At 53.9% G+C, this 24,779-nt stretch carries 18 protein-coding genes; 15 read left to right on the forward strand and 3 right to left on the reverse strand.

Features of this window, described 5'->3' with window-relative positions:
* The first annotated feature begins 13 nt into the window (after positions 1-13).
* From CCY01nite_RS16575 to CCY01nite_RS16600, 6 genes are read left to right on the forward strand one after another with little or no spacing between them, the layout of a single operon-like run.
* Complete coding sequence (locus CCY01nite_RS16575; protein WP_146864187.1) at positions 14-3,076, forward strand: SusC/RagA family TonB-linked outer membrane protein; 3,063 nt, start codon at positions 14-16, stop codon at positions 3,074-3,076.
* A gap of 21 nt (positions 3,077-3,097) precedes the next feature.
* Positions 3,098-4,702, forward strand: a complete 1,605-nt coding sequence (locus CCY01nite_RS16580) for a RagB/SusD family nutrient uptake outer membrane protein (RefSeq protein ID WP_146864189.1) — start codon at positions 3,098-3,100, stop codon at positions 4,700-4,702.
* Between the two features lie 47 nt (positions 4,703-4,749).
* The gene (locus tag CCY01nite_RS16585; RefSeq protein WP_146864191.1) at positions 4,750-5,895 is read left to right on the forward strand and encodes a SusE domain-containing protein; all 1,146 of its coding nucleotides are present in this window, start codon (positions 4,750-4,752) and stop codon (positions 5,893-5,895) included.
* A gap of 25 nt (positions 5,896-5,920) precedes the next feature.
* Positions 5,921-7,117, forward strand: a complete 1,197-nt coding sequence (locus CCY01nite_RS16590; RefSeq protein ID WP_146864193.1) for a glycoside hydrolase family 76 protein — start codon at positions 5,921-5,923, stop codon at positions 7,115-7,117.
* Complete coding sequence (locus CCY01nite_RS16595) at positions 7,117-8,286, forward strand: glycoside hydrolase family 76 protein (protein ID WP_146864195.1); 1,170 nt, start codon at positions 7,117-7,119, stop codon at positions 8,284-8,286. The genes CCY01nite_RS16590 and CCY01nite_RS16595 overlap by 1 nt, the downstream gene beginning before the upstream one ends.
* 5 nt (positions 8,287-8,291) lie before the next feature.
* Entirely contained in the window at positions 8,292-9,440 is a 1,149-nt protein-coding gene (locus tag CCY01nite_RS16600) for an MFS transporter (RefSeq protein WP_222614421.1), read from the forward strand.
* 62 nt (positions 9,441-9,502) lie between these two features.
* Here CCY01nite_RS16600 and CCY01nite_RS16605 read toward each other — a convergent pair whose 3' ends face one another.
* The gene (locus CCY01nite_RS16605; RefSeq protein WP_146864197.1) at positions 9,503-11,341 is read right to left on the reverse strand and encodes a UbiD family decarboxylase; all 1,839 of its coding nucleotides are present in this window, start codon (positions 11,339-11,341) and stop codon (positions 9,503-9,505) included.
* A 48-nt stretch (positions 11,342-11,389) separates the two neighbouring features.
* Here CCY01nite_RS16605 and CCY01nite_RS16610 point away from each other — a divergent pair, with 48 nt between their 5' ends.
* Positions 11,390-14,977, forward strand: a complete 3,588-nt coding sequence (locus tag CCY01nite_RS16610) for a TraB/GumN family protein (RefSeq protein ID WP_186831101.1) — start codon at positions 11,390-11,392, stop codon at positions 14,975-14,977.
* Here CCY01nite_RS16610 and CCY01nite_RS16615 read toward each other — a convergent pair.
* The gene (locus CCY01nite_RS16615; protein ID WP_186831102.1) at positions 14,956-17,469 is read right to left on the reverse strand and encodes a cation-translocating P-type ATPase; all 2,514 of its coding nucleotides are present in this window, start codon (positions 17,467-17,469) and stop codon (positions 14,956-14,958) included. The two genes, CCY01nite_RS16610 and CCY01nite_RS16615, sit on opposite strands and share 22 nt — an antisense overlap.
* A gap of 131 nt (positions 17,470-17,600) precedes the next feature.
* On the opposite strand from CCY01nite_RS16615, the gene CCY01nite_RS16620 reads away from it, so the two are divergent.
* The 4 genes from CCY01nite_RS16620 to CCY01nite_RS16635 are packed head-to-tail and all read left to right on the forward strand — an operon-like array spanning position 17,601 to position 19,958.
* A complete protein-coding gene (locus CCY01nite_RS16620; RefSeq protein WP_146864202.1) occupies positions 17,601-18,437 on the forward strand; it encodes a putative universal stress family protein in 837 nt (278 codons plus the stop codon).
* 11 nt (positions 18,438-18,448) lie between these two features.
* Positions 18,449-18,964: a flavodoxin domain-containing protein gene (locus tag CCY01nite_RS16625; RefSeq protein ID WP_146864204.1), complete on the forward strand. Its 516-nt coding sequence runs from the start codon at positions 18,449-18,451 to the stop codon at positions 18,962-18,964.
* Positions 18,961-19,362: a hypothetical protein gene (locus tag CCY01nite_RS16630; RefSeq protein WP_146864206.1), complete on the forward strand. Its 402-nt coding sequence runs from the start codon at positions 18,961-18,963 to the stop codon at positions 19,360-19,362. Before CCY01nite_RS16625 ends, CCY01nite_RS16630 begins: the two co-directional genes overlap by 4 nt.
* Positions 19,359-19,958 (forward strand): hypothetical protein, encoded by a 600-nt coding sequence (locus CCY01nite_RS16635; protein WP_146864208.1) that lies wholly within the window; start codon positions 19,359-19,361, stop codon positions 19,956-19,958. Before CCY01nite_RS16630 ends, CCY01nite_RS16635 begins: the two co-directional genes overlap by 4 nt.
* Positions 19,959-19,976: 18 nt before the next feature.
* Here CCY01nite_RS16635 and CCY01nite_RS16640 read toward each other — a convergent pair whose 3' ends face one another.
* On the reverse strand, positions 19,977-20,744 hold the full coding sequence (locus CCY01nite_RS16640; RefSeq protein WP_146864210.1) for an LOG family protein: 768 nt from the start codon (positions 20,742-20,744) through the stop codon (positions 19,977-19,979).
* Positions 20,745-20,952: 208 nt separating this feature from the next.
* Between CCY01nite_RS16640 and CCY01nite_RS16645 the strand changes: the two genes are divergently transcribed.
* From CCY01nite_RS16645 to CCY01nite_RS26900, 4 genes are all read left to right on the forward strand, one after another.
* Positions 20,953-21,198 (forward strand): hypothetical protein, encoded by a 246-nt coding sequence (locus CCY01nite_RS16645; RefSeq protein ID WP_146864212.1) that lies wholly within the window; start codon positions 20,953-20,955, stop codon positions 21,196-21,198.
* Positions 21,199-21,494: 296 nt separating this feature from the next.
* Positions 21,495-22,166: a hypothetical protein gene (locus CCY01nite_RS16650; RefSeq protein WP_186831103.1), complete on the forward strand. Its 672-nt coding sequence runs from the start codon at positions 21,495-21,497 to the stop codon at positions 22,164-22,166.
* Positions 22,167-22,393: 227 nt separating this feature from the next.
* Positions 22,394-23,413 carry an ABC transporter permease gene (locus CCY01nite_RS26895; RefSeq protein ID WP_246129963.1) on the forward strand — a complete coding sequence of 340 codons (1,020 nt, stop codon included), beginning with the start codon at positions 22,394-22,396 and terminating at the stop codon, positions 23,411-23,413.
* Positions 23,410-24,777: an ABC transporter permease gene (locus CCY01nite_RS26900; protein ID WP_246129964.1), complete on the forward strand. Its 1,368-nt coding sequence runs from the start codon at positions 23,410-23,412 to the stop codon at positions 24,775-24,777. Before CCY01nite_RS26895 ends, CCY01nite_RS26900 begins: the two co-directional genes overlap by 4 nt.
* Positions 24,778-24,779: the final 2 nt, after the last annotated feature.

Below are 24,779 nucleotides of genomic sequence, written 5' to 3' on the forward strand. Positions count from 1 at the left end.
AAAATTATAGCCTATGCTATCACACAAAATCAAGCGCCCGCTTATGGTGCTGCTGCTGTTACTGGCAATAGTCAACAGCGCTTATTCGCAGGAATCTCGTACGATTACCGGCCGCGTTACCGATGAACAAACGAAGCAGCCGATACCCGGCGTATCCATTTCGCTCAAAGGCAGCGGTATTGGTACCGCCACAACTGCCGAAGGTAACTTCTCATTAAAGATCCCGGCGGGGAGCAACCAGTTGCTGGTATTCTCTTCCATCGGTTATGCCAGCCGGGAAGTAGCCGTTACCGATGCCGCCCAGCTGAACATATCGCTGAAACAATCCAGCAGCGTTTTGTCGGATGTGGTAGTGGTAGGCTATGGCACGCAAAAACGCACGAGCCTCACCGGCGCCGTGAGCGTGGTAACGGCAAAAGACCTGGAAGGGAAGCCTGTTACCAATGCCGTACAGGCGCTGCAGGGCGCCGCGCCTAACCTGATCATCCAGCAGAACGCCACGGAACCGGGCGCCGCCATGAACATCAACGTGCGCGGTGTAAGTACCGTCAACAATTCCAGCCCCCTGGTGCTGGTAGACGGTGTGCCGGGCTCGCTGGAACTGATCAATCCCAACGACATTGAAAGCGTCAGCGTACTGAAAGATGCGGCTTCTTCCGCGATCTACGGCTCCCGCGCCGCGAACGGCGTGATCCTCGTCACCACCAAAAAAGGAAAGCTCAACAAAGTGCCCCGCATTACCTACAACGGTTTCGCCGGTGCGCAGCAGCCTACCTTCCTCATCAAACCGGTAAGCGGCGTGGAATATATGCAGCTCAAAAATGAAGCGCTGATCAATTCCGGTCAGTCCGCGCAGTTCTCTCCCGCGCAGATCCGCGAGCAGGGTGAAAAAGGTACGGAGAAATGGTGGATGGACGAAGTGATGCGCCCCGCCGCGCTTCAGCATAATCATAACCTGGGCGTAACTGGCGCCGTTGGTAAGGTATCCTACCTTGTTTCCGGCGGGTACCTCGACCAGAACAGCCTTTACCGCGGGCCGGATTACGGCTATCAGCGCTATAACGGCCGCGCCAACCTTAGCACCCAACTGGGCAAATTGAAGCTGGGCGGTAACTTTGCTTATGCGAAGCAAAAGATCTGGGAGCATGCCTATTATTCCGACTGGCTGATCTCCACCGCCATCCGCATCCCCACCATCTATCCCATTAAGGATGCGGACGGCCATTACTTCCTCGCGCCCACCGCTTCCAACAACCCGCTCGCGCAACTGGAACAGGGCGGACGCCGGTTGTACAACAACGATAGCTACAACTATATGGCTAACGCGGAATACGCGCTTACCAGCCATTTGTCCGCCAAAGTGGTGTATGGTGCGGACATCCGCGTGAATAACATGGATGAGTTCCGCAAGTCCATCGACTACACGCCTTACTCCGGTTCAGACAACCAGAGCGCCAGAACGGTCAACCATGCCAGAAGCATACAGGACAACTTCCAGGCGCTCCTGAACTACGACCGCACTTTCAACAAAGTGCACGAAGTAAAAGGTTTGCTGGGGTATGCGACGGAAGGATGGAAGAACGAGTACAGCCAGACGCGCCGGCTCAACGTGGATAACGTAACAGGTGATTCCACCGCCGGCACCGAAACACTCACCGGCTTCAACGATACTTACGGTACCCGCGTGGACCGCTGGGCGCTCAACTCCGCATTCGGCCGGTTCAACTACGCCTACGACAACAAATATTATTTCGAGTTCAATTTCCGTTACGATGCTTCCAGCCGCTTTGCCAAAGGGCACCGCGGCGCTTTCTTCCCGTCGTTCTCCGCCGCATGGCGCATCACGGACGAGCCTTTCATGGAAACAGTGAAGCAGAAGGTCGGCGATCTGAAGCTGCGCGGTTCATGGGGACAGCTGGGTAACCAGCAGATCATTTCCAACTATGGCTACCTGAACGTATACACGACGGTGAGCAATATGTACGGCTTCAACAACCTGCCGCAATCAGGCTCTTCCTTTGCGGTAGGCAACCCGGTGATCACCTGGGAGTCCGCCAACTCCGCCAACATCGGTTTCGACCTCTCCATGCTGGACAACCGGCTGACCATCAGCTACGATTACTTCCATAAAATAACAGACAACATCCTGCTGCAACTGCCCGCCCCCGGCCTGTACGGCGCTACGCCGGCATTCCAGAACGCGGGCAAGGTGAAGAACCAGGGCTTTGAGCTGGCCGTGAACTACCGTGCAAAGACCGGGGAGTTCAACCATACCATCGGCGCCAGTCTTGCCGATAACCTCAACGAGATCGTAGACTTCAAGGGAAGGACCTTTATACAGGAAGGCGATGTGACCTATATCAACCGCGAAGGATTCCCGATCAGTTCTTACTACGGGTACCAGGCAGACGGCTTTTACCAGAGCCTTGAAGATATCAAGAACAGTCCCAAGCCTACTTTCGTGAACCAGGTAAAACCCGGTGACATCAAATATGTAGACCGCAATGGTGATGGCAAGATCGACAACAACGACCGTTTCGTGATGGGCAATCCATTCCCGCGCTACACCTTCGGGCTGAACTACAGCGTGACCTGGAAAGGTTTTGACGCCAGCATTTTCATACAGGGCGTTGGTAAAAGGAATGTATACCTGCGTGGTGAAGGCGTGGAAGCTTTCCACAACAACTGGGATAACGTATACTCACAGCACATCGACCGGTGGACGCCGAACAATCCGCATGCATCCTATCCGCGCCTGACCATCGGCACGGAATCCGTTAACAATGCGGCCAACTCTACCTTCTGGCTCACCAATGCTTCTTATGCGAGGCTGAAGAACGCGCAGCTCGGTTATACGCTGCCCGCCAGCCTCACCAACAGGGCGAAGATCCAGAAAGTGAGAGTATACCTCACCGGGCAGAACCTGATCACGCTTACAGGCATGAAGAACGGCATGGACCCGGAGCTGACGGAGTTTAACAGTACCCTCAACCTGAACCAGCTGAGCAGCGCCACCAGCGGCCGCATCTACCCGGTTCAGAAAGTATGGGCGGTAGGGCTGGATATCAACTTTTAACCACGTTTAAATGATCGCATTATGAGGATAAGCATATTTTGTTCAATTGTGATGGGGGCGCTGCTGCTCGGAGCGGCAGGGTGCAAGAAGCTCGACCTCGGGCCTTCCTACCAGGACACAGACCTGACCTTCTGGGAAAACCCGGATGCGGCGGAGCAGATCCTGAATAACTGTTACGCCGGTATGTATTCGGATGACTATTATTTCTTCAACGAAAGTCTGAGTGATAATTCCTTCAACTCCAGCTCCGTGAATGGCGGCGCCGTGCGCAGCATTGCCGCGGGCGCTTACGATGGCCGTACAAGCCGGATCGCGGGGGAGTGGAGCTATCACTTCGGCGGCATCCGCAACGTCAATAACCTGCTGGCGAACATAGACCGGGTGCCCAACCTGGATGGCAGCCTGAAGGCGCGCTACCTCGCGGAAGCCCGCTTTATCCGCGCCTTCCATTATTTCCATCTCGTTAACTGGTACGGCGATGTGCCGCTGATCAAACACGAGATCTCTTACGATGAAAGTTTCCAGATCGCCCGCACCGCCAAAGCGGAAGTGCTCAGCTTTATCCTCACAGAGCTGGATGAAGTGACCGCCACCTTGCCGCTGAACAGCGAATACGGCGACAGCGATAAAGGCCGTATCACCAAAGGCGCCGCCGCGGCCCTGAAAGCCAAGGTGCTGCTGTACGAAAGCAAGTGGAGCGATGCTGCCGAAGTGCTGGACGAATTCATGAAGGGCACTTATGGCGTATACACCCTGTTCCCTTCTTTTTCAGGCATCTTCCAGCCGGAAAATGAAAATAACAGCGAAGTAATTCTCAACATGGAATTTGTGCCCGTGCAGCGCACACAATCCATGCAACGTTTCTTTATTCCTTTTACCGAAGGCACCCTGATCACCGGTATGGCTCCCTCGCAGTCACTGGTAGATGATTTCATCATGACGAACGGAAAGGGCATCAGGGAAACCGGCTCCGGGTACAACGAGAACACGCCGTACGTGAACCGTGATCCGCGGCTCGAAGCCACCATTATCCATGATGGCTCTTCCTTCGTCACTAAAAAAGGGGAGACCGTTACCATCCGTACCGCGCCCGGCACCGGGGATAACGCGATAGACAAGGCGGACGCTTCCCAGACCGGTTATTACTTCCGCAAGTATTACGACCGCACGGCGGACGGTAATAACAACTCAGGTCTGAACCTGATCCTGATCCGTTATGCGGACGTTTTGCTGATGTATGCGGAAGCAAAAACAATGATGGGGCAGATGGATGAGGACACCTGGAATAAAACGATCAAAGCGCTCCGGCAGCGCGCGGGGTTCACCGATCCCGCCGCCCTGAATTTCTCCAACTATTCCGGCCTCGGCACTCCGGGCATGACAGACCTCGTGCGCCGAGAGCGCAGAACGGAACTGGCGCTCGAAAGCCAGCGGATATTCGATATCCGCCGCTGGAAAATTGCGGAAACGGTGATGAACGGCAACCTCTACGGCATGAAGGTAGGCAACAGCCACGTAGTGGTGGACCGCCGCGTGTTCGACGCCAGCAAACATTACCTGTGGCCGGTACCGCAGGCTGACATTGAAATGAACAATAACCTGCTGCCGAACAACGCCGGCTGGTGACCGTTCGCTTGCATAACCTATATCAACACTCATCAAAAGAAACTATCATGACACATACTTTCAAACTCAGGATATATAGCATGATGGCCGCAGTACTGGCCATCGGCACATTCGCTTCCTGCGAAAAAGAAGACACCATCAACAGCAATATTTCCACTGTGAAAGAATTGTATTACCCCGAAACGGGCAAGTACTACAAGCTGCAACCCGCCACCAACGCCGTGGTGACCTTTGAATGGAGTCCCGCCAAGGCCGAAGACGGCAGCCTGGTGATGTATGAAGTGGCCTTTGATACCGTAGGCGGAGACTTTACGCGCCCCATCTATACCATCGCCTCCAACGGCAACGGTGTGCAGAACTCCCTGTCGCTTTCCCACAAAGTGCTGAACTCTGTAGCCAGCAAAGCGGGCATTCAGCCTTCCACCTCCGGTTCCCTGCAATGGACGGTGATCGCCAGCAAAGGGCTCAATGAAAAGCGCGCGGATTCTTCGAGAGTGATCGTGATAGAAAGACCGGCCGGCTTTACCGAAATTCCCGCCAATGTTTTCATCACCGGTGAAGCCACCGAAGGCGGCGCGGACCTGGCTGCCGCCAAAGCCATGAAACTGGGCGCCGATGGCGTATTTGAAATATTTACCCGCCTGAAAGACGGTGCGTACACCTTTGTGGACCGCAACAGCGGCACGCCGGTGACCTATTCTATTCAGGGCCCCAGGTTGCAGGAAGGCGGAGAAAACCAGCAGACCGGTGAAAAGATCTACCGCATCCGCCTGGACTTTGCCAATGCCGCCGCTGAAATGATAGAGATCACCGATGCGGGCGTTTTCGCATCCGCCTACAATAAAGTGATCGGAAAGCTCACCTATGCCGGCGACGGCACCTGGGCCGCGCAGAACGTAGCCATCGCGTACTATGACTTCGGCAGCTGGAAAGACGACCGTTTCAAATTCCAGTTCACCACCGCGGATGCCAGCGGAACGCCCGGCGCCATGTACTACGGCAGCGTGAACCAGTCCAACTCCACGCCACCGGACGCCAACACGCCGGAGGCTTACTACACCGTAGTGGCCGTGGATAATTCACAGTGGGATTACACCTACAAATACCCGGCGGGAGCAGACGGAAAAACAGGGGACTTTACCCTGCAACTGAACGCACAGGGAGAATACTCCTACGAACTGACCGTGCATTAATTGCTGAATCATTAAAGTCATTTACATGAGATCGATCATTTTAGTTATAGCAGTCGCGGCGGTTTCCCTTGCAGGATGCTACAAGGAGCGGGAAGATGTACCGGTGAAGGTGGAGGGAGATACCACCACCGTGGAACTCACCTACAAGCTCAAGGCACGCCAGGCGCTCGATGACATATACAAAAACTACGGTATCAGCGGCAGCAACTACGTAAAGGAAAGCTTCCCCGCGCAGCCCGGCGATCCTAAGTATGCTTACCTCTGGCCGTATTCCGCCATGTTCACCGGCGCTACGCTGCTGAAGCAACTGGGTTATACGGACGCAACCGCGCAGGGTTATTACACCAGCACCCTGGCCGGCATGGCTGGTTACCTGGACGCTTCCAGAACGCCCGCCGCCTACCAGTCCGTTCCCGTGAGCGAAGGACTGGCGGATCGGTTCTATGATGATAACGCCATCACCGGCATCGACATGCTGGAAGCCTTCAAGGTTACCGGCGACGCGCAACTGCTCGGCAATGCGAAGCTCTGTTACACGTTCTGTGCCTCCGGTGAAAGCCCGGAAGCCGGCGGCGGCCTGTACTGGAACGAAGGCGTGATGGGCAATCCGGACGATCCCAATTACATCAAGGCCACCAATGTGACCGCGCTTTCTGCTACGCTGGCCCTGCAATTGTACCAGCAGGAAAAGAACGACACCTATCTTGAGTCCGGCAAACGCTGGTATAACTGGGTAAAGCAATACATGCTGGATCCCGTGGATAAGGCTTTCTGGAACTCCATCTGGATAAAGGACGGCAGCATCAACTATGCGAAATGGACTTACAATTCCGGCGCCATGATACAGAACGCAGCCCTGCTGTACAAGATCACCGGCGAAGAAGCATACCTCGCGGACGCGAAAGCATGGGCGCAGGCGTCTTACAACGTCTTCACCCGCGAAGTGCCCCAGGGACGGTTCTTTGTACCGCATGACCCCTGGTTCACCGCGGTGTTATTGCGCGGCTACCTGGAACTGTATGAGCTGGACGAGAACGCCACCTACATCAACACGCTGGTGCACAATGTGGACTACGCCTGGCAGCACGCCCGGCTGCCGGAAACGTTCCAGTTTTATGAAGACTGGTCCGGCTCCGACCTCGGAAGATATTATTCACTGCTGACGCATATTGGAATGGTAGAGATCTACGCCAGGATCTCGATATGGAAAAATGAACAATAATGAAGAGGACGTTATTCAGTATAGCCCTGACCGTTATAGTGATGTCGGCCGCCGCGCAGCAGGTGCAGACGGCGGATGAATACAAGCGGCGGGCGGAGGAAATGTTCCATCGCGTATGGACCCTGTACCGGGTGCCGCAGCACGGGCTTTTCTCCGAGTACTACCCGCAGCAGTTCAAGGATTCCCTCACCTATATGCAGGACGGCAATGTGCAGTCGAAGGAGGTGAGCTACCTGTGGCCGCTCAGCGGTGTAGTGTCTTCCGCCAATCTCATGGTGCGGCTGCCGGATGAAAAGGCTGCTTATCAACCTTACCTGGATTCGGTGATGACGGCGATGTACGCATACCGCGATACCACGCGCACACCCGCCGGTTACCAGGCCTACCCCTCGAAGTTCGAAAAGGTAGACCGGTATTATGACGATAACGGGCTGGTAGCCATCGATTATGCGGAAGCATACGAAAATACGGGCAACCCGGTTTATCTTGCCAGGGCGAAGGAGGTATTTGCCTTTATCATGAGCGGGTGGACGAGCGTGCTGGGTGGCGGGGTGACCTGGCTGGAAGGGCACGGAGATCAGAAGCCCGCCTGCAGCAACGGCATGGCTACACTCTCCGCCCTCAAGCTGTATCAGGCCACGAAGGACCCTTATTACCTGCAGCAGGGCATCCTGTTCTACGAATGGATGAACACGCATCTGCGCGATTCCGCCGGCCTGTACGTGAATGATATTAAAACCGCTACCGGCGCCATCAACCCGACTTATTACACCTATAATTCCGGGGCGATGCTGGAAGCGGCGGTGATGCTCTACGGGTTTACACGGGAGAAAAAGTACCTCCGCGATGCCAGGGAAACCGCTGTATCCGCTTACCATTATTTCGGCAAGCCGCAGAAAGACATGCGCAGCGAATTCTGCGATCTTCCCTGGTTTGCCACGGTACTGTTCCGCGGATACAGCGCACTCTATGCGGTAGACAAAGATCCGGTGTACCTGAAAGCCATCATCGCGCGGGTAGACCATGCATGGAACAACAAGGACCGGTACGGCCTGCTGAACCATAACTGGAGCGATCCGCGGGACGAAGCAGGCAAGCCCAAATGGCTGCTGGATGAATCCTGCATTGCGGAGCTGTACGCACGTATGGCGCTGCTGAACTTAAAATAATTACAATGTCAAGCAACATGAGCGTATTACGGCTGGCCCCCATTTTATTCGGCTTCTTCATCATGGGCTTTGTAGACGTAGTGGGCATTGCCACCAACTACGTGAAGAAAGACTTCGCGTTGTCGGACACCTTGTCCAACCTGCTGCCCATGGCGGTTTTTCTCTGGTTCCTGATCTTTTCCGTACCCACGGGCATGCTCATGAACAGGATAGGCCGCAAACGCACGGTGCAGCTGGGTTTGCTGGTGACGGGGCTGGGACTGCTGGTGCCGATGGTATCCTATACCTTGCCGGTGGTGCTCACGGCCTTCGCGCTGATCGGCATCGGGAACACGCTGCTGCAGGTGGCGCTCAACCCGCTGCTGACCAATGTGGTGAGCAAGGAAAGGCTCACCAGCAGCCTGACGGTCGGCCAGTTCATTAAAGCCGTATCGTCTTTCCTCGGCCCGATCATCGCGGCTTTTGCCGTTACCCGTTTTCATAACTGGCAATGGCTCTTCCCGGTATTTGCCGGCATCACGTTGCTGTCGCTCATTTGGCTGACGGTTACTTCGCTGCATGAAGACGGCCGTAAGGAAAATACTTCCACGATCGCGGATTGCTTCGCGCTGCTGGGAGACCGCGCCATCTTCCTGTATTTCCTCGGCATTCTTACGCTGGTGGGCATCGATGTAGGATTGAATGTTTCCGCGCCCAAGATATTGATGGAAAGAACGGGCATGGCCCTCGAGGCGGCAGGATATGTGGCGAGCGTTTATTTTGTTTTCAAAACCGCGGGTGCTTTCCTCGGCGCTATTTTGCTGGCTAAACTGTCCGCCAAACGCTTCTACCTGGTATCCGGCATAGCCGCCGTCGCCGCGATGATCGTATTACTGTTCGCGCGCGATGCCGGCATTATCTATGCGGGTGTTGCACTGGCGGGTTTTGCCTGCGCGAATATCTTTTCCATATTGTTCTCCTTTGCTTTACAGCGGATGCCCGAAAGGTCCAACGAAGTATCGGGCCTGCTGATCATGGGCGTTTCAGGGGGCGCCATTTTCCCGTTCCTGATGGGTGTGGCCTCCGATGCCGCCGGTGCGCAATGGGGCGCCGTGGCCGTGCTGCTCGTTTGCTGCCTGTATCACTGGATGCTCGCGGCGCGGCAAATGCGGTAGGTGCTTCTAACATTGCCTTCTGCGCCATTTTTCCGGTGACGGTCACCGTAGGAAGTGCTGAATTATATGATCCCGTGCAATACGCCGCCCTTTTTACCCATCTCGTCTACCCGCGCTTCCACAGCAGCGTCTTTGATCAGTGGCGGCGCATGATGGGGTTTGATGCGGGCATCCAGAATTATAGGCCCGTGGCATCCCCAGTGCTTGTGTTGTGTAAAGCTGTTAACGCCGTGTATATCATGCGAGGGATTACTGCGGGTAAATGTCACCCAAACGAAATTGGAAATGTTGTCCGCCGTGAAACCCGCATCATCACATAACACCATCAGCGGCAAGCCGTCCAGCTTTTCATTTTTGAGCGCTTCGTGGAGGATATTTATTTCGTTTGCGGTATGCGCCTCGCTGGCGTAGGATGGCGCTTCCACCGCCAGTACGCCCGGCATCACCATCTTATACTGGTGGAACGGGCGCGGCAGGCTGAACGTGGATGGCAGTTCCCGCCACAGCTCGCGGCGTTTTTCCCCCGCCGCGGCGATCGCTACCTTGCTGCCCGCATTCAGGCCGCTGCCGGTATAATCCAGCGTATCGATGGTCGTGTTGGTATAAAAGTGCAGGTCGCGCGCCGGATCGATGCGTTCCAGCATATGCGTCAGGAACCGCGCCACATCATGCACATGCAGCGAAGGATCATCTTCCTTCGCGCAGATGAACAGGTATTTGGCCAGGCTCAGCTGGTTGCTGCCCAGGATGTGATTGGCGATGGTCAGGATCTCCTGCGGCCTGCGTTCTTGCAGGTAAGGCGTATAACGCTCGCTGCCGATGGCGAACAGTAACGGATGTACGCCCGCGGCGTCTACCGCATGGATCTCGTGCACGCCGGGAATTTCTTTCGGGATGGCCGTGCCCGTGATCTCATGGATCAGCGCGCCGAAGCTGGTGTCTTCCTGCGGCGGTCTTCCCACTACGGTAAACGACCAGACCGGATTTTTTTTATGATATACCCGGCTTACTTTCATTAACGGGAAAGGATGGGTGAGGCTGTAATAACCAAGATGATCGCCAAACGGGCCTTCCGGTTTGTTCTCATGCGGCATTACCGTACCGGTGATCACAAAATCTGCATCGGCGGATATGCAATAACCTTCATCGTCATAAAAATACCGGAACCTGCGGTTGCCCAGTGCGCCGGCAAAAGTCAATTCGGACAATCCTTCCGGCAACGGCATCACTGCCGCCAGCGGATGGGCGGGAGGCCCCCCAACGAATATGCTTACTTTAAGCGGCAGCCCCTTTGCATTCGCTTTGGCCTGATGGATGCCTATGCCGCGGTGGATCTGGTAATGCAGGCCGATCTCCTCGTCCGGGATATAATCGTTGCCCCCCAGCTGAATGCGGTACATGCCAAGGTTGGCGTTCATTACGCCCGGCTTGTCCGCATCTTCCGTATACACCTGCGGCATGGTCACGAACGGCCCGCCGTCCATCGGCCAGTTCACGATCTGCGGCAGCGCGCTGACCTTCGTGCGGCCAAAATTAATGGGGGCGCCTTTGCCGCTTTTCATGGGCAGGGCGGACAGCGCCGTGGCTGCTACGTTCAGGTACCGGAAAGGGTGTTTGATGGCTTTTACAGGGTCGCCTTTGATGTCTACCAGCACCTTGATCTTTTCCAGCGTATCACGGAACATGAATTTCGACCGTTCCAGCGTGCCGAACAGGTTGGAAACCGCGGGGAACGGGCTGCCCTTCACATTTTCGAAGAGGAGGGCGGGGCCTTCGTGTTCATATACCCGCATGTGGATGGCCGCCATTTCGAGATAGGGATCTGTTTCCTGTTTGATGCGGATGAGATGACCATGCTGTTCCAGATCATTGATACAGTCTTGTAAGCTATTGTAACCCATTGTGCCGTTGGAATGTTGAACGGGTCAAAATTAGCTTATCTTTGGCAGATGTTTACCACCTATACCTGCCGCCGGCCAACGAATATCCGGCGCTTTTCGAACAGGGCCGTTTTCCTGCTGGTCCTGCTCACACAATCCCTGCTCTCCAATGCCCAGCACAATAACAGATCGAATTACCAGCTGCTCTGGCGCATCACCGGCCCCGGCATGCAGGAACCGTCTTACCTCTTCGGCACCATGCACCTGAAAGACAGCCGCGTGTTCGAATTCAGCGACTCCGTGCTCACCGCCCTGCGCAATACCCGCTCGTTTGCCATGGAAGTAGATATGGATTCCATCATGACCTTTATGCTGTCGCCAGGCGGGCCTTTGCTGGATACGGTGAACCATATGCGGCGTTTGCTGAATGCGGATGAATATCATTATGTGGACAGCCTGGTGCAGAAAAAGACCGGGGCGCCGCTGGATAAATTGAACCTGAAAAGATTGTGGTTCATAGAAAAGCTGCTCATCGACGAGGAAGAAGCGCTCAGTAAAAATGCGGGGCCTTCGCAAAAGCCGGAAAACATTTTCCTGGACGCATGGTTCCACCAGAAATCCACCGGCCTCGGCAAGCCCGTACACAGCCTCGAAAAGCTGCAAAACCAGCTGGGCATCTTCAGCGCCGATGCCACGGAAGTACAGAAGGAGGTATTCCTGTGGAGTATCGGTTATAGCAAGGATACCGGCAGAATGGAGGCCGATGAAGAGATACTGGACAGGAGAGTGGCTTTCCTCGATGCCCTGGTGAACCTTTATTATGACGGCGATCTGCAGGAGATCACCAATGTGGTAAGCAGCTGGGAAAACGACGGGGAAGATCTTCACCTGGAATCCCGCAACCACGAAATGGCCGCCAACCTCGCCCGGCTGATCGGCAAAGGCAGCGTTTTCGCCGCGGTGGGCGTGGCCCATTTACCCGGCAAGAACGGCATGCTCTCCCTGCTGAAGAACAAAGGCTTTACCGTTACGCCCGTAGCCGCCACGTTCACGGGCGTCACCAAACGCGAACGCAAGCGCCTGGACAGCCTGAAAGGATACCCGCTGAACAGGATCGCGGAAGGGTATAGCGTGGTATTGCCCGGCAACCCGATATCTTACCCGCTGCCCAATATGAACCGGAACATGTATACCGGTGGTAATGATAGTGAAGTAGGTTTCGCTTTTTGTATGGACATCCCGCAGCTGGCTGCCGACAGAAAAGAACTGGTAAACGCTATGATCAACAACATGGCCACGCAGGGCAATGCCGAACTGCAAAAGTCCTACCCGGTCACCTACCGCAATATGCCCGGTACAGAGGCGGTGATGCGGCAGCAGAAAATGCTGTTCTTCCTGCGCGTGTTCATTCACAATAACAGGGTCTTCCTGTTCATGCATACCGGCAGCGTGGCAGACAGCAGCAGCCGGAAAGACTTTTTCCAGTCCGTCCGTTTCTACGATATCGTAAGGCCCGTGACGAAGTACGACACGCTATCCCGTCCCCAGCTGGGGTTCTCAGCCATATTGCCTTCAGATGCCAGCCGGATGATCCTCGGCAGCGACACTGAACGCCCCGAAGAAGCCTATTCCGCGCTGGACAATGCCAATCATATTTCCTACGTATTCCGGACGGTGAAGATGCAGAGAGGATATTACAACACCAGCGACAAAGCCCTGCTCAACGGTCTGCAGACCGTGCTGGCTAAACAGGACAGCACCATGCATGCCGTAGATTCGTTGGTAACCAGTCTGGACGGCCTGCCGCGGTACCAGTACACCTACCGGCACGGTAACGGTTACACGTCCCGCCTGCACTTCATACCGCGCGGCAACCTGGCTTACTGCCTGTTCTGCACATATGACGACGCCCGCACGGACAGCAGCTACTGGCAGCGGTTCCTGAGCTCGCTGCACTTGCTTCCCCTGCACGCAAAGGCGCTATCGGTGCCGTTTGTATCGGAAGACAGCAGCTTTACCATAGCAGGACCGGAGCGCTTTACCGGTAATCCGCTGGAACACGGATATGGGTCGCAGGTGGAGAAAGGGCATATTTACAGCGCGATGGACAGCGCTTCCTACTCCATGTATATCATCGAGGAAAACAAATACGCACAATATTATCATATCGAGCCGGATTCGCTCGTAAAACCATTCGTTCATCCTTCCGACAGTACTTTTAAAGAAACCGACCACCGCCAGTATGCGGACGGCAACATGAAAGTTTATGAAACGGAGTTGAAAGGTCTGGAGAACGGCTTGCGCTGGTACCGGAAAGCAGTGGTCGCCGGTCATACTGTATATTGCCTGTCCGCCATACTGCCGGAGGAACTGGCATCCGCGAAGCTGGCCGCGCAATTCTTCGCTTCTTTCCGCCCCGGCACGAAAGAACAGGCAGATACTTTAAGATTGCAGCAAAAGAAACTCCATGTGTTGCTGAACGATCTCCAAAGCAGCGATACAGCGGTATTCCGCCGGGCGAACGCTTATCTGTTCCACCTGGCGCCGGACAGCACGGATGTGGAGCCGGTATTGAACGCCCTCAGCAAACCATTCCCCGCGGACACCGGCAATACCTATGCAAAAGTGAAGCTATTGTACAGGCTCGATAAAAAGGCCGGCAACGATGTATTGCATGCAGCGGAGAAATTGTTTGAAGTCACGCCGGATAGTGACCAGCGGAGAAATATCCTGCGGTATATCAACGGCATTGCTACCGATTCCGCCGTTCGTGTTTTCCTGCGGCTGGCCCCGCAACTGCCGGCAACGGGGGCTCCCGGCTACGGTACTTTCAATTATACTTTCCGGCAGGACAGCCTGTTCTACCGTTACATGCCCGAGATGATCGCCACTGCCGCGCGTTCGGAAAGCTTCCTGCAGGCGTTCACCACATTTACCTATAGTGACTCCATCTGGCTCGCCCCGAAGTTCGGTCAGTACAAGCTGGAAAGCCTGATACCGGGCATAGAGCGGACGTTCAAAAAGAAATTGCACGAATGGAAAAGTAAAAGGAATGATGAAGACAGTACCTGGATGTGGCAAAGCAGCCTGCTGACCACAGGCTATGTACTTGCATTGCCGGGAGTACCTTCCACCGTTGAAGGCAGCTTCCGCGAGCTGCTGGGGGACAGCGTTATATCACTCCGCGCCCTCGGCGCGCGCGGGCTGATAAGCCGCGGCATCAAGGTGCATGACAAGGCGCTCAAAAGCATCCTGGCGGACTACGAAATGGCGTATCCGTTCATCACCACCCTCAACGACCAGCAACAGCTGTCGCATATCCGCCACCTGCTGAACCAGGAACTGATCAGCCGCAGCTACGTGACTTCGTACCTCGCGGAAGAGTACGGCGTGAGCGACATCCGGCAGGTGTCCCGCATAAAGGTCCGGCATGGAAAAAAGCCCGCCGAATGGCTGACATTATATCGCTATAAAATGGATGAAGAAGAAGAATGGGAATATATCCTGAACGGCCCCCAGCCGCTGGACGCTTCGAAGCTGAACTTTGAACCGGCGCTGCTGGAATGGATCGAAAAGGATGTTGCGGAAGATGAAACGAAGCTGCAGGCCGCGGCGCAGAAAATTTACGAAAGCCATCAGGAGGAAGGCGGGGAATAAGCCCGCTTATAACCTTTGTATCCTTCAAACCAGATGACCGTTCCAAAAGCTACTGCCACGCAAAGCAAAATATCGGAAAAGGTCAATGGCAATAGTCCGAACAGTTCCCTTGCCATGGGAACGAAAAGTATAATGGCGCTAAACAACAGCGAGCTTATCAGCACCCAGGGCGCCAGTTTGTTTTTATACCGGAGGGTAGTGAAAAGGCTGTCTCTGAAAGACCGGTTGGTGAAAGTGAGGAGAACATTTGCCGCCAGCAGGGTGGAGAACACCAGCGTCCGGATCTTTTCCAGCGGCATATTCGTGCTTATGCCGGAATAGTAAAGTCCGAGTACGCCCATAGTGATCGTCAGGCCCAGGCATACACTGATGATCAGCTCTTCTTTTGTGAAAATGCCTGCGTCGCGCTTGCGCGGCGGCAACTTCATTGCGCTTTCCTCTACAGGTTCCCGTTCAAAAAAGATGGAGCAGGTGGGGCCCATGATCAGTTCCAGGAAGATGATGTGCACAGGACTGAATATATTCGGATACTTCCACCCCAGCAACACGGGCACAGAGGCTGTCAGGATAATGGGAATATGAATGGAAATAATATACCGCACCGATTTTTTCAGGTTGATGAATATTTTCCGGCCTTGCCGTACCGCTTCCATTATTCTCGCCAGGTTGTCGTCCGTTATCACCAGGTCCGCCGCTCCCCGGGCCATTTCCGTACCTTTTTGTCCCATCGCAATGCCAATATCGGCCGCTTTGAGGGCGGGAGCGTCGTTCACCCCGTCGCCGGTCATGGCCACTACTGCTCCGTTTGCCTGGAGGCTTCTGATCACTTTCTCCTTCGCCTCCGGGAACATCCGTGCGAATATGCTGGTGTGCCGCACGGCGGCGGCCAGCTCTTCCTGTGTTTGGGCCATGACATCATTACCCGTAAGGCAATTGCCTGTTATGTGGATGCCCACCTGCCTGGCTATGGTGACGGCGGTTTCCATGAAATCGCCGGTAAGCAGCTTTACATCGATCTGTGCATCATGCAGCGCCGAAATGGCGGCTTTTGCATTTTTGCGGGGAGGGTCATAAAGGCAAATGATCCCTGCCAGCTTCCATGCAAAATCATCTTGCCGCTCAGGCAGCGCTCCCTCCGGGCAAACGGCGCTTGCCACCCCGAGGATACGGTATCCGAGCGCAGCCTCCCGCCTGATCAGGTCACGCATGTTTGCCGCGGCTTCGTCAGCTATTCCGCAAACCCGCAAAATGCGCTCGGCGGCGCCCTTTGCGGCGGCAATGCGTTGAGCCCCTTCCCGGAATATATGCGTCATCATAGGAGGGTTTCCTTCCAGGGGGTATTCATCGACCTGTATCAACCCTGTCAACGGAAAATTTTCCGCAACAGGTGCAAATGCCATGAGAATGGCTTTTTCCATGGCGTCGAAAGGCGACTGTTCACTGGCCAGCGTGGCGAGGCCGAGCACTTCCGCAGCGGCAGGCGTGGAGGCTTCCTTTAATACCAGCATGCCATCTTCAAACCGGAAAACTGATTTTACTTCCATCCGGTTTTCCGTAATGGTGCCCGTTTTGTCCAGGCAAACAACGCTGACCGCGCCAAGGTTCTCTATCACCTGCGGGCTCCGGGAAATAATTCCCAACCTGCCGAGATGATAGGCGCCCAACGCCATGAACGAAGAAAATGCAACAGGTATTTCTTCCGGTATTGCAGCCATCGCAAGCGTCAACCCGAACAGCAAACTCTCCGCAAGTCCTCCGCTTCTGACGTAATTAGCGAGCCAGATCAGCACAAAAGCGCTGAGCCCGAACAGCGCCAGCCGTTTGACATAACGGCCGATCTGTTGCTGCAATACTGTTTGCGTGTAAGTATAGGCCGATACGGCTTTGCCTATTTTTCCCAGCGCCGTCCTGTTGCCAATAGCCGTGATCCTGGCGTAACACCGCCCGCTGTTGACGACCGTGCCGTGGTATAGAAGATCTTCGCCCGCCTGCGTGCTCTTTTTTACCGGGAAAGATTCTCCCGTTAGGATGGATTCATCTACCGAGAGGTCATTTTGCTGTACAACCCGGGCGTCCGCAGGCACAATATTCCCTTCCGCCAATATAACAATGTCGCCGGGCACCAGGTCCTGCGGAATGACGGAAATTTCCCGGCCGTCTCTCAACACTAGTGTCTTTTGCTGCGTAAACGTTTTCAATGCTTCGAGCGCGCGGTTACTGCGTAATTCCTGGTATACGGATATGGCGGTTACCAGCATAATGGCCGTTACCGTCATGTAACCTTCCGCCGGCTGCCCCAGCACAAAGTATAATACACCGGCAATGATCAGCAGGATGAACATCGGCTCCCTTACAACGGAAGCGATCACATGCCTCATATTCCCGGTCCGGCCGGTATATATGATGTTTTTCCCCTCGCTGGCTTGCAAAGCAGCGGCCTCGGCCTGGCTGATCCCTTTCAGGTGATCTGTTGGTATGACTTTGTCCGGCATAATGGATGATTCTTCCGGTAAAGATAACCGTAAAATGAAACAAGAGGGGATGACCACAGTCATCCCGGACAGGCACCACCGTCATTTTCAGGCGGCATGCATCGTCCTAATTTGCATGAAAACATTCGGTCATGAAAAAGGTAATCGCCGCGGTAGACGCGTTCAATTTTACCGAACAGGAGCTGAGGAGTTACAAGTACCTCGCGGAGAAAGCCCGGGGTGAACTCACCATCCTGTTCCTCGAAAACATCCTGGGTGAATCTGTTGTATTCGCAAATGCCAATGCGGAAAGCGGGTATTTTGACTATGATTCCCTGTTCGGAGAGGAGATCAGGGCGAGAGGGCTGAAAGCCGAAGCCAACAAACAAAAGTTGAAAGACTTTTATCGCGATAACGGAATGGACGTAGTAGTTCGTGAGCTAACCGGCGCGCCCGCCGCGGAAACGATAGCCGAAAGTCAGTTTGCAGACCTGCTGCTGATACGGAACACTACTTCCTTCGCTGTGCTCAGGGACTCCAACCCGCCCCGTTTCGTCAGGGACCTTCTCGCGGATGCGCATTGTCCCGTTATGATCATCCCTGAAAATGTACACTACATCAGGGAGATCGTTTTTTCCTACAATGGTTCGTTATCATCTTCGTATGCGATCCGCCAGTTTACGCTGTTATTCGGAGAACTAAGTGAAACGCCGGTGAAAGTTGTATATGTGGTGGAAAACGACGAAAAGCGGATACCCAAAGGGAAGCTGCTGAAAGAATATCTCAATCATCATTACGAGGAAGTTTCCTACGAATCTTTTACCGGCACGCCGTCCGCCGAGCTGATGGGGCTGCTGCTGCATGCGAAGAACAGCGTTGTCACATTCGGCGCATACGGCAGGAGCCGGACCTCCCGGTTCTTTCACCGGAGCGACGCGGACAGCCTGCTCCGCATCGGCAACGTTCCGGTTTTTATCACACATCCTTAAACCTTTGTTGTATGAACGGACTGATGCTTTACAAAGGAAAATACGGCGCCACGATGCAGTATGCCATGTGGGCCGCGGATGCGCTGAAGATCAGGATCGTCAGCGCTGACGACGCCAGGGAAGCGGATTTTGAAGGGATAGACTATGTGATCATCGGCACCAGTGTATATATAGGCAAGCTGCAAATAGCAGCATGGCTGGAGAAAAATGGACACTGGCTGAAAGACAGAAAGCTGATCTTTTTTATTGTTGCCGGCACGCCTGTAAGTCAGACCGCAACGCTGACAGGCTATTTCGTCAAAGGAGTGCCTGAAAAGCTGCGCGATGGCGCCAGCTGCTTTTTCCTGCCGGGACGCCTGCATTTTAAAGGACTTTCCCTGTGGGACAAGATATTGCTCTCCCTTGGCGCCCGTCTTACTGCTAAAGAAAAAGTAACGATCAGCCTGAAAGATTATAATGATGTAAAGAAAGAACACCTGGAGCCCTTGCTGCAGGAAACCCGTCACCTCGAAAACTGTCTGTCATGAAAGTATTTATCACGGAGGAATTCCTGATCAGTTCCATACAGAACGAATTCAGCGCTATCTATCCTCATCTGAAACTGAAATTTTACGTAAACCCGCACGGGATCTACGAAGGGTCCGCAAAAAATGAAGAACTCGCCCCGTCTACGCCCATCGACGAGATACGCAACATCCATACGGCGGCGTGGATAGACATGGGTAAAAACCAAACAGCAGCCGGCCTCGAAAGCGAGTTCGCCCGCTTGCTCGGGCTTAACGCCCAGGTATTCAGAAAATCGGGTAACGTATGGCTGGAAACCACCGCTACGGACGGCCGCACGCTCGGCGAACTGGAAGCATCCGCGGCCGGTTCTCAATTTGTTACCGCATTACCGGAAACAGATCAAAACGATATGTCATGAGAATCCTGCTCTTGCTGATCCCGGCCGCGCTGTTGCTGCCCGGATGCTATTCGATGCGCCTCACCGGAGCCTGGGAAGCGCCTCATCCTCCGCCCCGTAAATATCAAAAGGTCTTTGTACTCGGTATGATGCCGGATACCGCGTTGCGCCGGCGGATGGAGCTGCATGTGGCCGGAGACCTTGCCCGCCGGGGAATACAGGCTTTTACGGCCAGCCAGGATTTTGACCCCTTCGCATTCACGGCTACAGAAGACAAAGACCCGATGCAGCAATTCAGGGCGCGGGGGTACGACGGCGTATTGACCATTACCCTCCTGCATCAGTTCAACGAAGGATTTTTTCTGCCAGGCAGCCTGTATTACCTTTTATGCGATCAGTATGCAAAAGACTATTTAAGGCTTTATGCCCCGGAGTTTTACCGCGAGGCGGAGCAATATTCCTGGGAAAGCAATTTCTACGATGTGCGCGAAGGCACGCGGGTCCTGGCCTTGCAGACATACTCATTCAACCCCGGATCACTGGATAAAATGGCTCACCAGAACGGGAAGCTGATCACCAGGCAATTGTTCCGGCGCAACATATTATCCCGGCGCTAAGGCCGGGATAATCCGCCGTTATTCTCCCAGGAAAATGAATTTCCGGTAGATCTTTTTTCTTTTCGCGCGATATTTGAGCGCCGCGAATTTCTCCAGGTGCTTCAGCGCTTCGCCGGTATCATCGGTGATCAGGATATATTGCAGGTCTTCCGGAGAGATCATATGTTCGCTCAGCATTACCGTCAGCATATCTGAAACAGGTTCCCAGTATGTTTTGCCCATCAGTACGATCGGAAAATCAGGAATTTTTTGTGTCTGTATCAATGTAAACGCTTCATAGAATTCATCAAGCGTGCCAATGCCGCCGGGCATGATAACGAAGCCATATGAATATTTGAACATCAATACTTTCCTCACAAAGAAAAACCGGCAGTTGAAATAGGTATCCATCCAGGGATTCGGTTGCTGCTCGCGCGGCAGCCGGATGTTGCAGCCAACAGCCTTTCCGCCGCCTTCAAATGCTCCCCGGCTGGCGGCTTCCATGATGCCAGGGCCGCCTCCGGTCATCACCGCAAATCCAAGGTTGGCTATTCCACGGCCCATTTCCCGGGCGCTTTCGTAAAACTTTGAGCCAGGGCGTACACGCGCCGATCCGAAAACGGCGATGCATGGCGGAGCAAAGTGAAAGACCCTGAATCCGCGGATGAATTCACCCATTACTTTTAACAGGAAGAAGAATTCCCGCACTCTCGAACGGGGCCCTTCGAGAAAGTATTTTTCTTCGCGGAGCGGTGCTTCTTCCCTGGGCGTTGGTGGAACGGCAGTTTGTAACAGATCTGAGGGCATAACGGGTGTTTTTTGCAAAATCCGAAAGAATGTCCGGCAAGCCAATGGCTGCCATCATACCTTGTGATGACGGTCATCAGCCGTTCCGGCAGCCATATGATGCCCGTCATGCCCGCGGCTTCCGGCAGTCATTGTGAAGCTGACGCCATTTTATGAACTTCATACCAGTATGAAATATTTGTTTTGCATAACCTTTAAATTCTTTTTTATGAAAACCGAGGAATACAATATCAGTTTTTCATACCAGGATAAAGCCTGGCGGCTTCCGGTCAGGATCATTCGTCAGGGAGCAGATTACAAGATCAGTGTAAACATAGAAGGGAAGGAAGTTTGCTTTGCCAGAGACCCGCATAACGGACTTAGGCCGCTGAACCATCACAATGATTTTGAAGCGCAATTGCTATACCTGATCGGGCAGGAGGTGGAACAGCAACATTCAGCTTCGTTGTTGTAACCGGCGGCACACTTATTTTTTGGTTGGATACACCTATGGACCAATAACGGGCAGCTGTCAACTACCATGCTCATCATAGTGCTTTTCAGGGTAATTTCAGTGTACCAATAAGCTTATTGTTAACCAAAGACAAATTTATCCACCCACAAAACCCTTTTTTTATGAGATTAACCCGCTATTGCCGGACTGGAATAGTCCTGATGCTTATGATAGCCGCTTCCTGTACAAAAGAACAGAAGGTCACATCCCCCGACGGTAAGGTCACAAATGAAAATGATGTTGGTAAGAACGCGCAGATGATGGCATGTATGTATGGCATGGTAGGCTACTATGCCAATAGCAGCGGCGTGACGGATACCGTATGGGAGCATGCGTATGTAACGGATGGCGTGGCCCGCCTGGGCAGCAGTCCGTTCTTCGGAACGTACTGGACGAGCCTGCACACCTGGAGTTCTATTCCCTGGTACTGTTATCTGCTTCCCAACACGGTCGGCGATACCCTGGCCTTTTCCGTGCGGTTAAAAAATCCCACGACCGGAAGCGGCTCCGTTTCAGCCTGGGATGTTGGATTGTTTATGGTCGGGGACCAAAACACCGCCGGCGTTTCGCTGATCGGTAACACGCTGAACCAACACTACACCTATCTGCGGGTTGGTTCGGAAGACGTGGTCAATCAGGCTTCCCTGGTACGGACATTCGATAACTGGACGGTCGTAAAGCTGCAGGCGGTTAAAATTCCCGGCAGCACGCTGCATACGTTGAGCGTTTCGCTGGACGGCACCATTATTCAAAGTATCAACTATGATCCGGTCGCTGACGGCATCGGGCAGATCAGCAGGTTTGAAATTTCCTTTAAAGGATCGGGGAGTGTGGACTGGTTCCGGGTGTCTGGTTCCGGTTCCGGCACGGGTCTTTTAAGGAACGAGTTTGATGATATGTCGTTCTGGAGCGGCCTTGAATGGTACTGAAGATTTTACCGCATAGTAATGAAAGCGCCCTCAAAAGCTTGTAAGCTTCTGAGGGCGCTGCATGTTATCAAACATAGCGCAGGTTTTTTGCTGTACGGATGTCCATATCCGGACACTTTCATTCGGAAGCGAACATTTTTTACCCGAAACAGGAAAAACAAAGATTGATTTTCAGATATTTAATATCTGGCACTCTCTTCGCGGCCGGAATCGTAACTCAAAAAGCTATGATCAACAGCTATTTCAAAATCGCTTTCCGGAATCTGTGGCGGCACAGGATATTTTCCCTCATCAACATCCTGGGACTGGCTACGGGTATGACGGCCTGTTTCCTCATTTACCTGTATGTGAACTTTGAACTGAGCTATGATTCGTTTCACAGCAAGGCCGATCGCATCTACCGCATTGTCGCCGATATCAAAATGCCATCCGGCATGATTGATGACGACGGCCCCGCCTGGGCCGTGCCGCCTCATATCAAAAGCGAGTTTCCGGAGGTAGCCGACTTTGTCCGTATATCCAGCTGGGACAACATATCCGTGAGAAAGGACGATAAAAGATTCGTTGAAAAGAGCATCAACTGGGCGGATTCGGCTTTTTTTGAAGTGTTCGACTTCCGCTTGCTGAAAGGCGATCCGCGTACCGCCCTGAAAGAGCCCTACAGTATTGTGCTGTCCGAAACAGCCGCGGAAAAATATTTCGGTAACGAAGAACCCCTGGGCCAGACCCTGCTGCTGGCGGACGACGAGCTTGTTGTAAAGGTGACCGGCGTGATGAAAGACATCCCGGAGAACTCGCAGATAAAAGCATCGCTGATCATTTCGATGTCTACCATGACCTCACAGCCCGATGCGGGGCTGGATAACAACTGGAACGGTTACGGGGCCTTTGCCTATTTGCTGCTGAACCCGGGAACAGATGCAAAGGCGCTGGAACAAAAGCTCCCCGCTTTCCTCGAAAAGCGGAACGGCGCGGAAATGAAGCAGCTGCAGATGTACCCCACGCTGATACTTGAACCATTGAGAGATGTATACCTGTGGTCTACCCGCGAAGGGCAGCAGAAAGCGAATATCGTCAACGTATATATTTTCTCCGTCATTGCCATATTCATCCTGCTGATCGCCGGTTTCAACTTTATCAACCTCTCTACCGCCCGGTCTGCGGACAGAGCGCGGGAAGTAGGCATCCGCAAGGCAGTTGTGCGGAAAGGTGGCAGCTCATCCGGCAGTTTACAGGCGAATCCATGATCATCTGCGGTATCGCCTTTTTACTGGCCCTCGTTTTTTCCTCGATGTTGCTTCCCATGTTCAACCAGCTGGCCGGTAAAACGATCAGCCAGGGCATCTCCGGCGGCTTCCGGCACGTTTTGGCGCTGTTCTTCGCGGCCGCGGTGCTGGGTTTGCTGACCGGCCTTTACCCCGCACTGGTGCTGTCATCTTTCAAACCTGTTACCGTACTGAAAGGAAAGCTCCCCGCCGGCGGCAGCGCCCTGCTGCTAAGGAAGGCGCTCGTGGTATCGCAGTTCGCGATATCCACCGGACTGATCATTGCAACGATCATTGTATACAACCAGATGCGCTACATGCGTACCCGTAACCTGGGCTTCAATAAAGACCAGATACTGGTAATGGACACCTATGGCGATCCCGCCAAAAATGCGTTTAAACAGGCGCTCGCAGGGATTCCCGCGGTGAAGTCGGTAGCCATGTCCGGCAGCGTTCCCGGAAGCGGCCATGCCAGCGCCCATTCCGAGATCGAAGGTCTGCATGGCGATTTTCAGACCACCGCACTCAACCTGTATTTTGTTGATTTTGATTACATCCGCCAGTTCGGGATAGCGATGGCCGCCGGCAGAAGCTTCTCCCGTGACTTCAGCACAGACAGCACCAGGGCCATGTTGCTGAACGAAGCTGCGGTAAAGATGTTAGGCTTCGCCTCCCCGCAGCAGGCCATTGGCAAGCGCTTCCGGCAGTGGGGCGCGGAAGGTACGGTCATCGGCGTGATAAAGGATTTTCATTTTCATGCTTTGCAGCAACCGATCAAGCCGTTAAGCATGCGCTTCAGCCCGGAATATTTCCATCTTGTATCCGTGAACATCGCGCCGGAAAACCGGCCGGCGACCATAGCAGCCATTGAAAAGCTGTGGAAAGAGATGATCCCCGCGCGGCCTTTTAATTATTACTTTATAGATGAGTACTTCAACAGGCAATACCACAGCGAGGAGCAATTCGGGAAGCTGGTGCTGAACTTTGCTGTCCTGGCCGTTTTTATATCCTGCCTTGGCTTACTTGGACTGGCCGCCTACGCCACGATGCAGCGTACAAGGGAGATTGGCATACGTAAGGTACTGGGGGCTTCGGTGCGGGATATAGTAGGTCTTTTGTCAAGGGATTTTTTAAGGCTGGTAGCCATCGCCGCTGTGATCGCTTTTCCGTTGGCCTGGTTTGTGATGAACAGGTGGCTGCAGGATTTTGCATACCGTACGGGAATATCATGGTGGGTGTTTGTAGTGGCGGGGATGCTGGCGGCGCTGGTTGCTTTGTTCACTATCTGTTCCCAGGCTGTAAGGGCGGCTGTGGCCAATCCGGTGGAAAGTCTGAAGGTAGAGTAGTG

This window comes from Chitinophaga cymbidii (genome assembly GCF_007992715.1).
GTDB classification, from domain to species: domain Bacteria; phylum Bacteroidota; class Bacteroidia; order Chitinophagales; family Chitinophagaceae; genus Chitinophaga; species Chitinophaga cymbidii.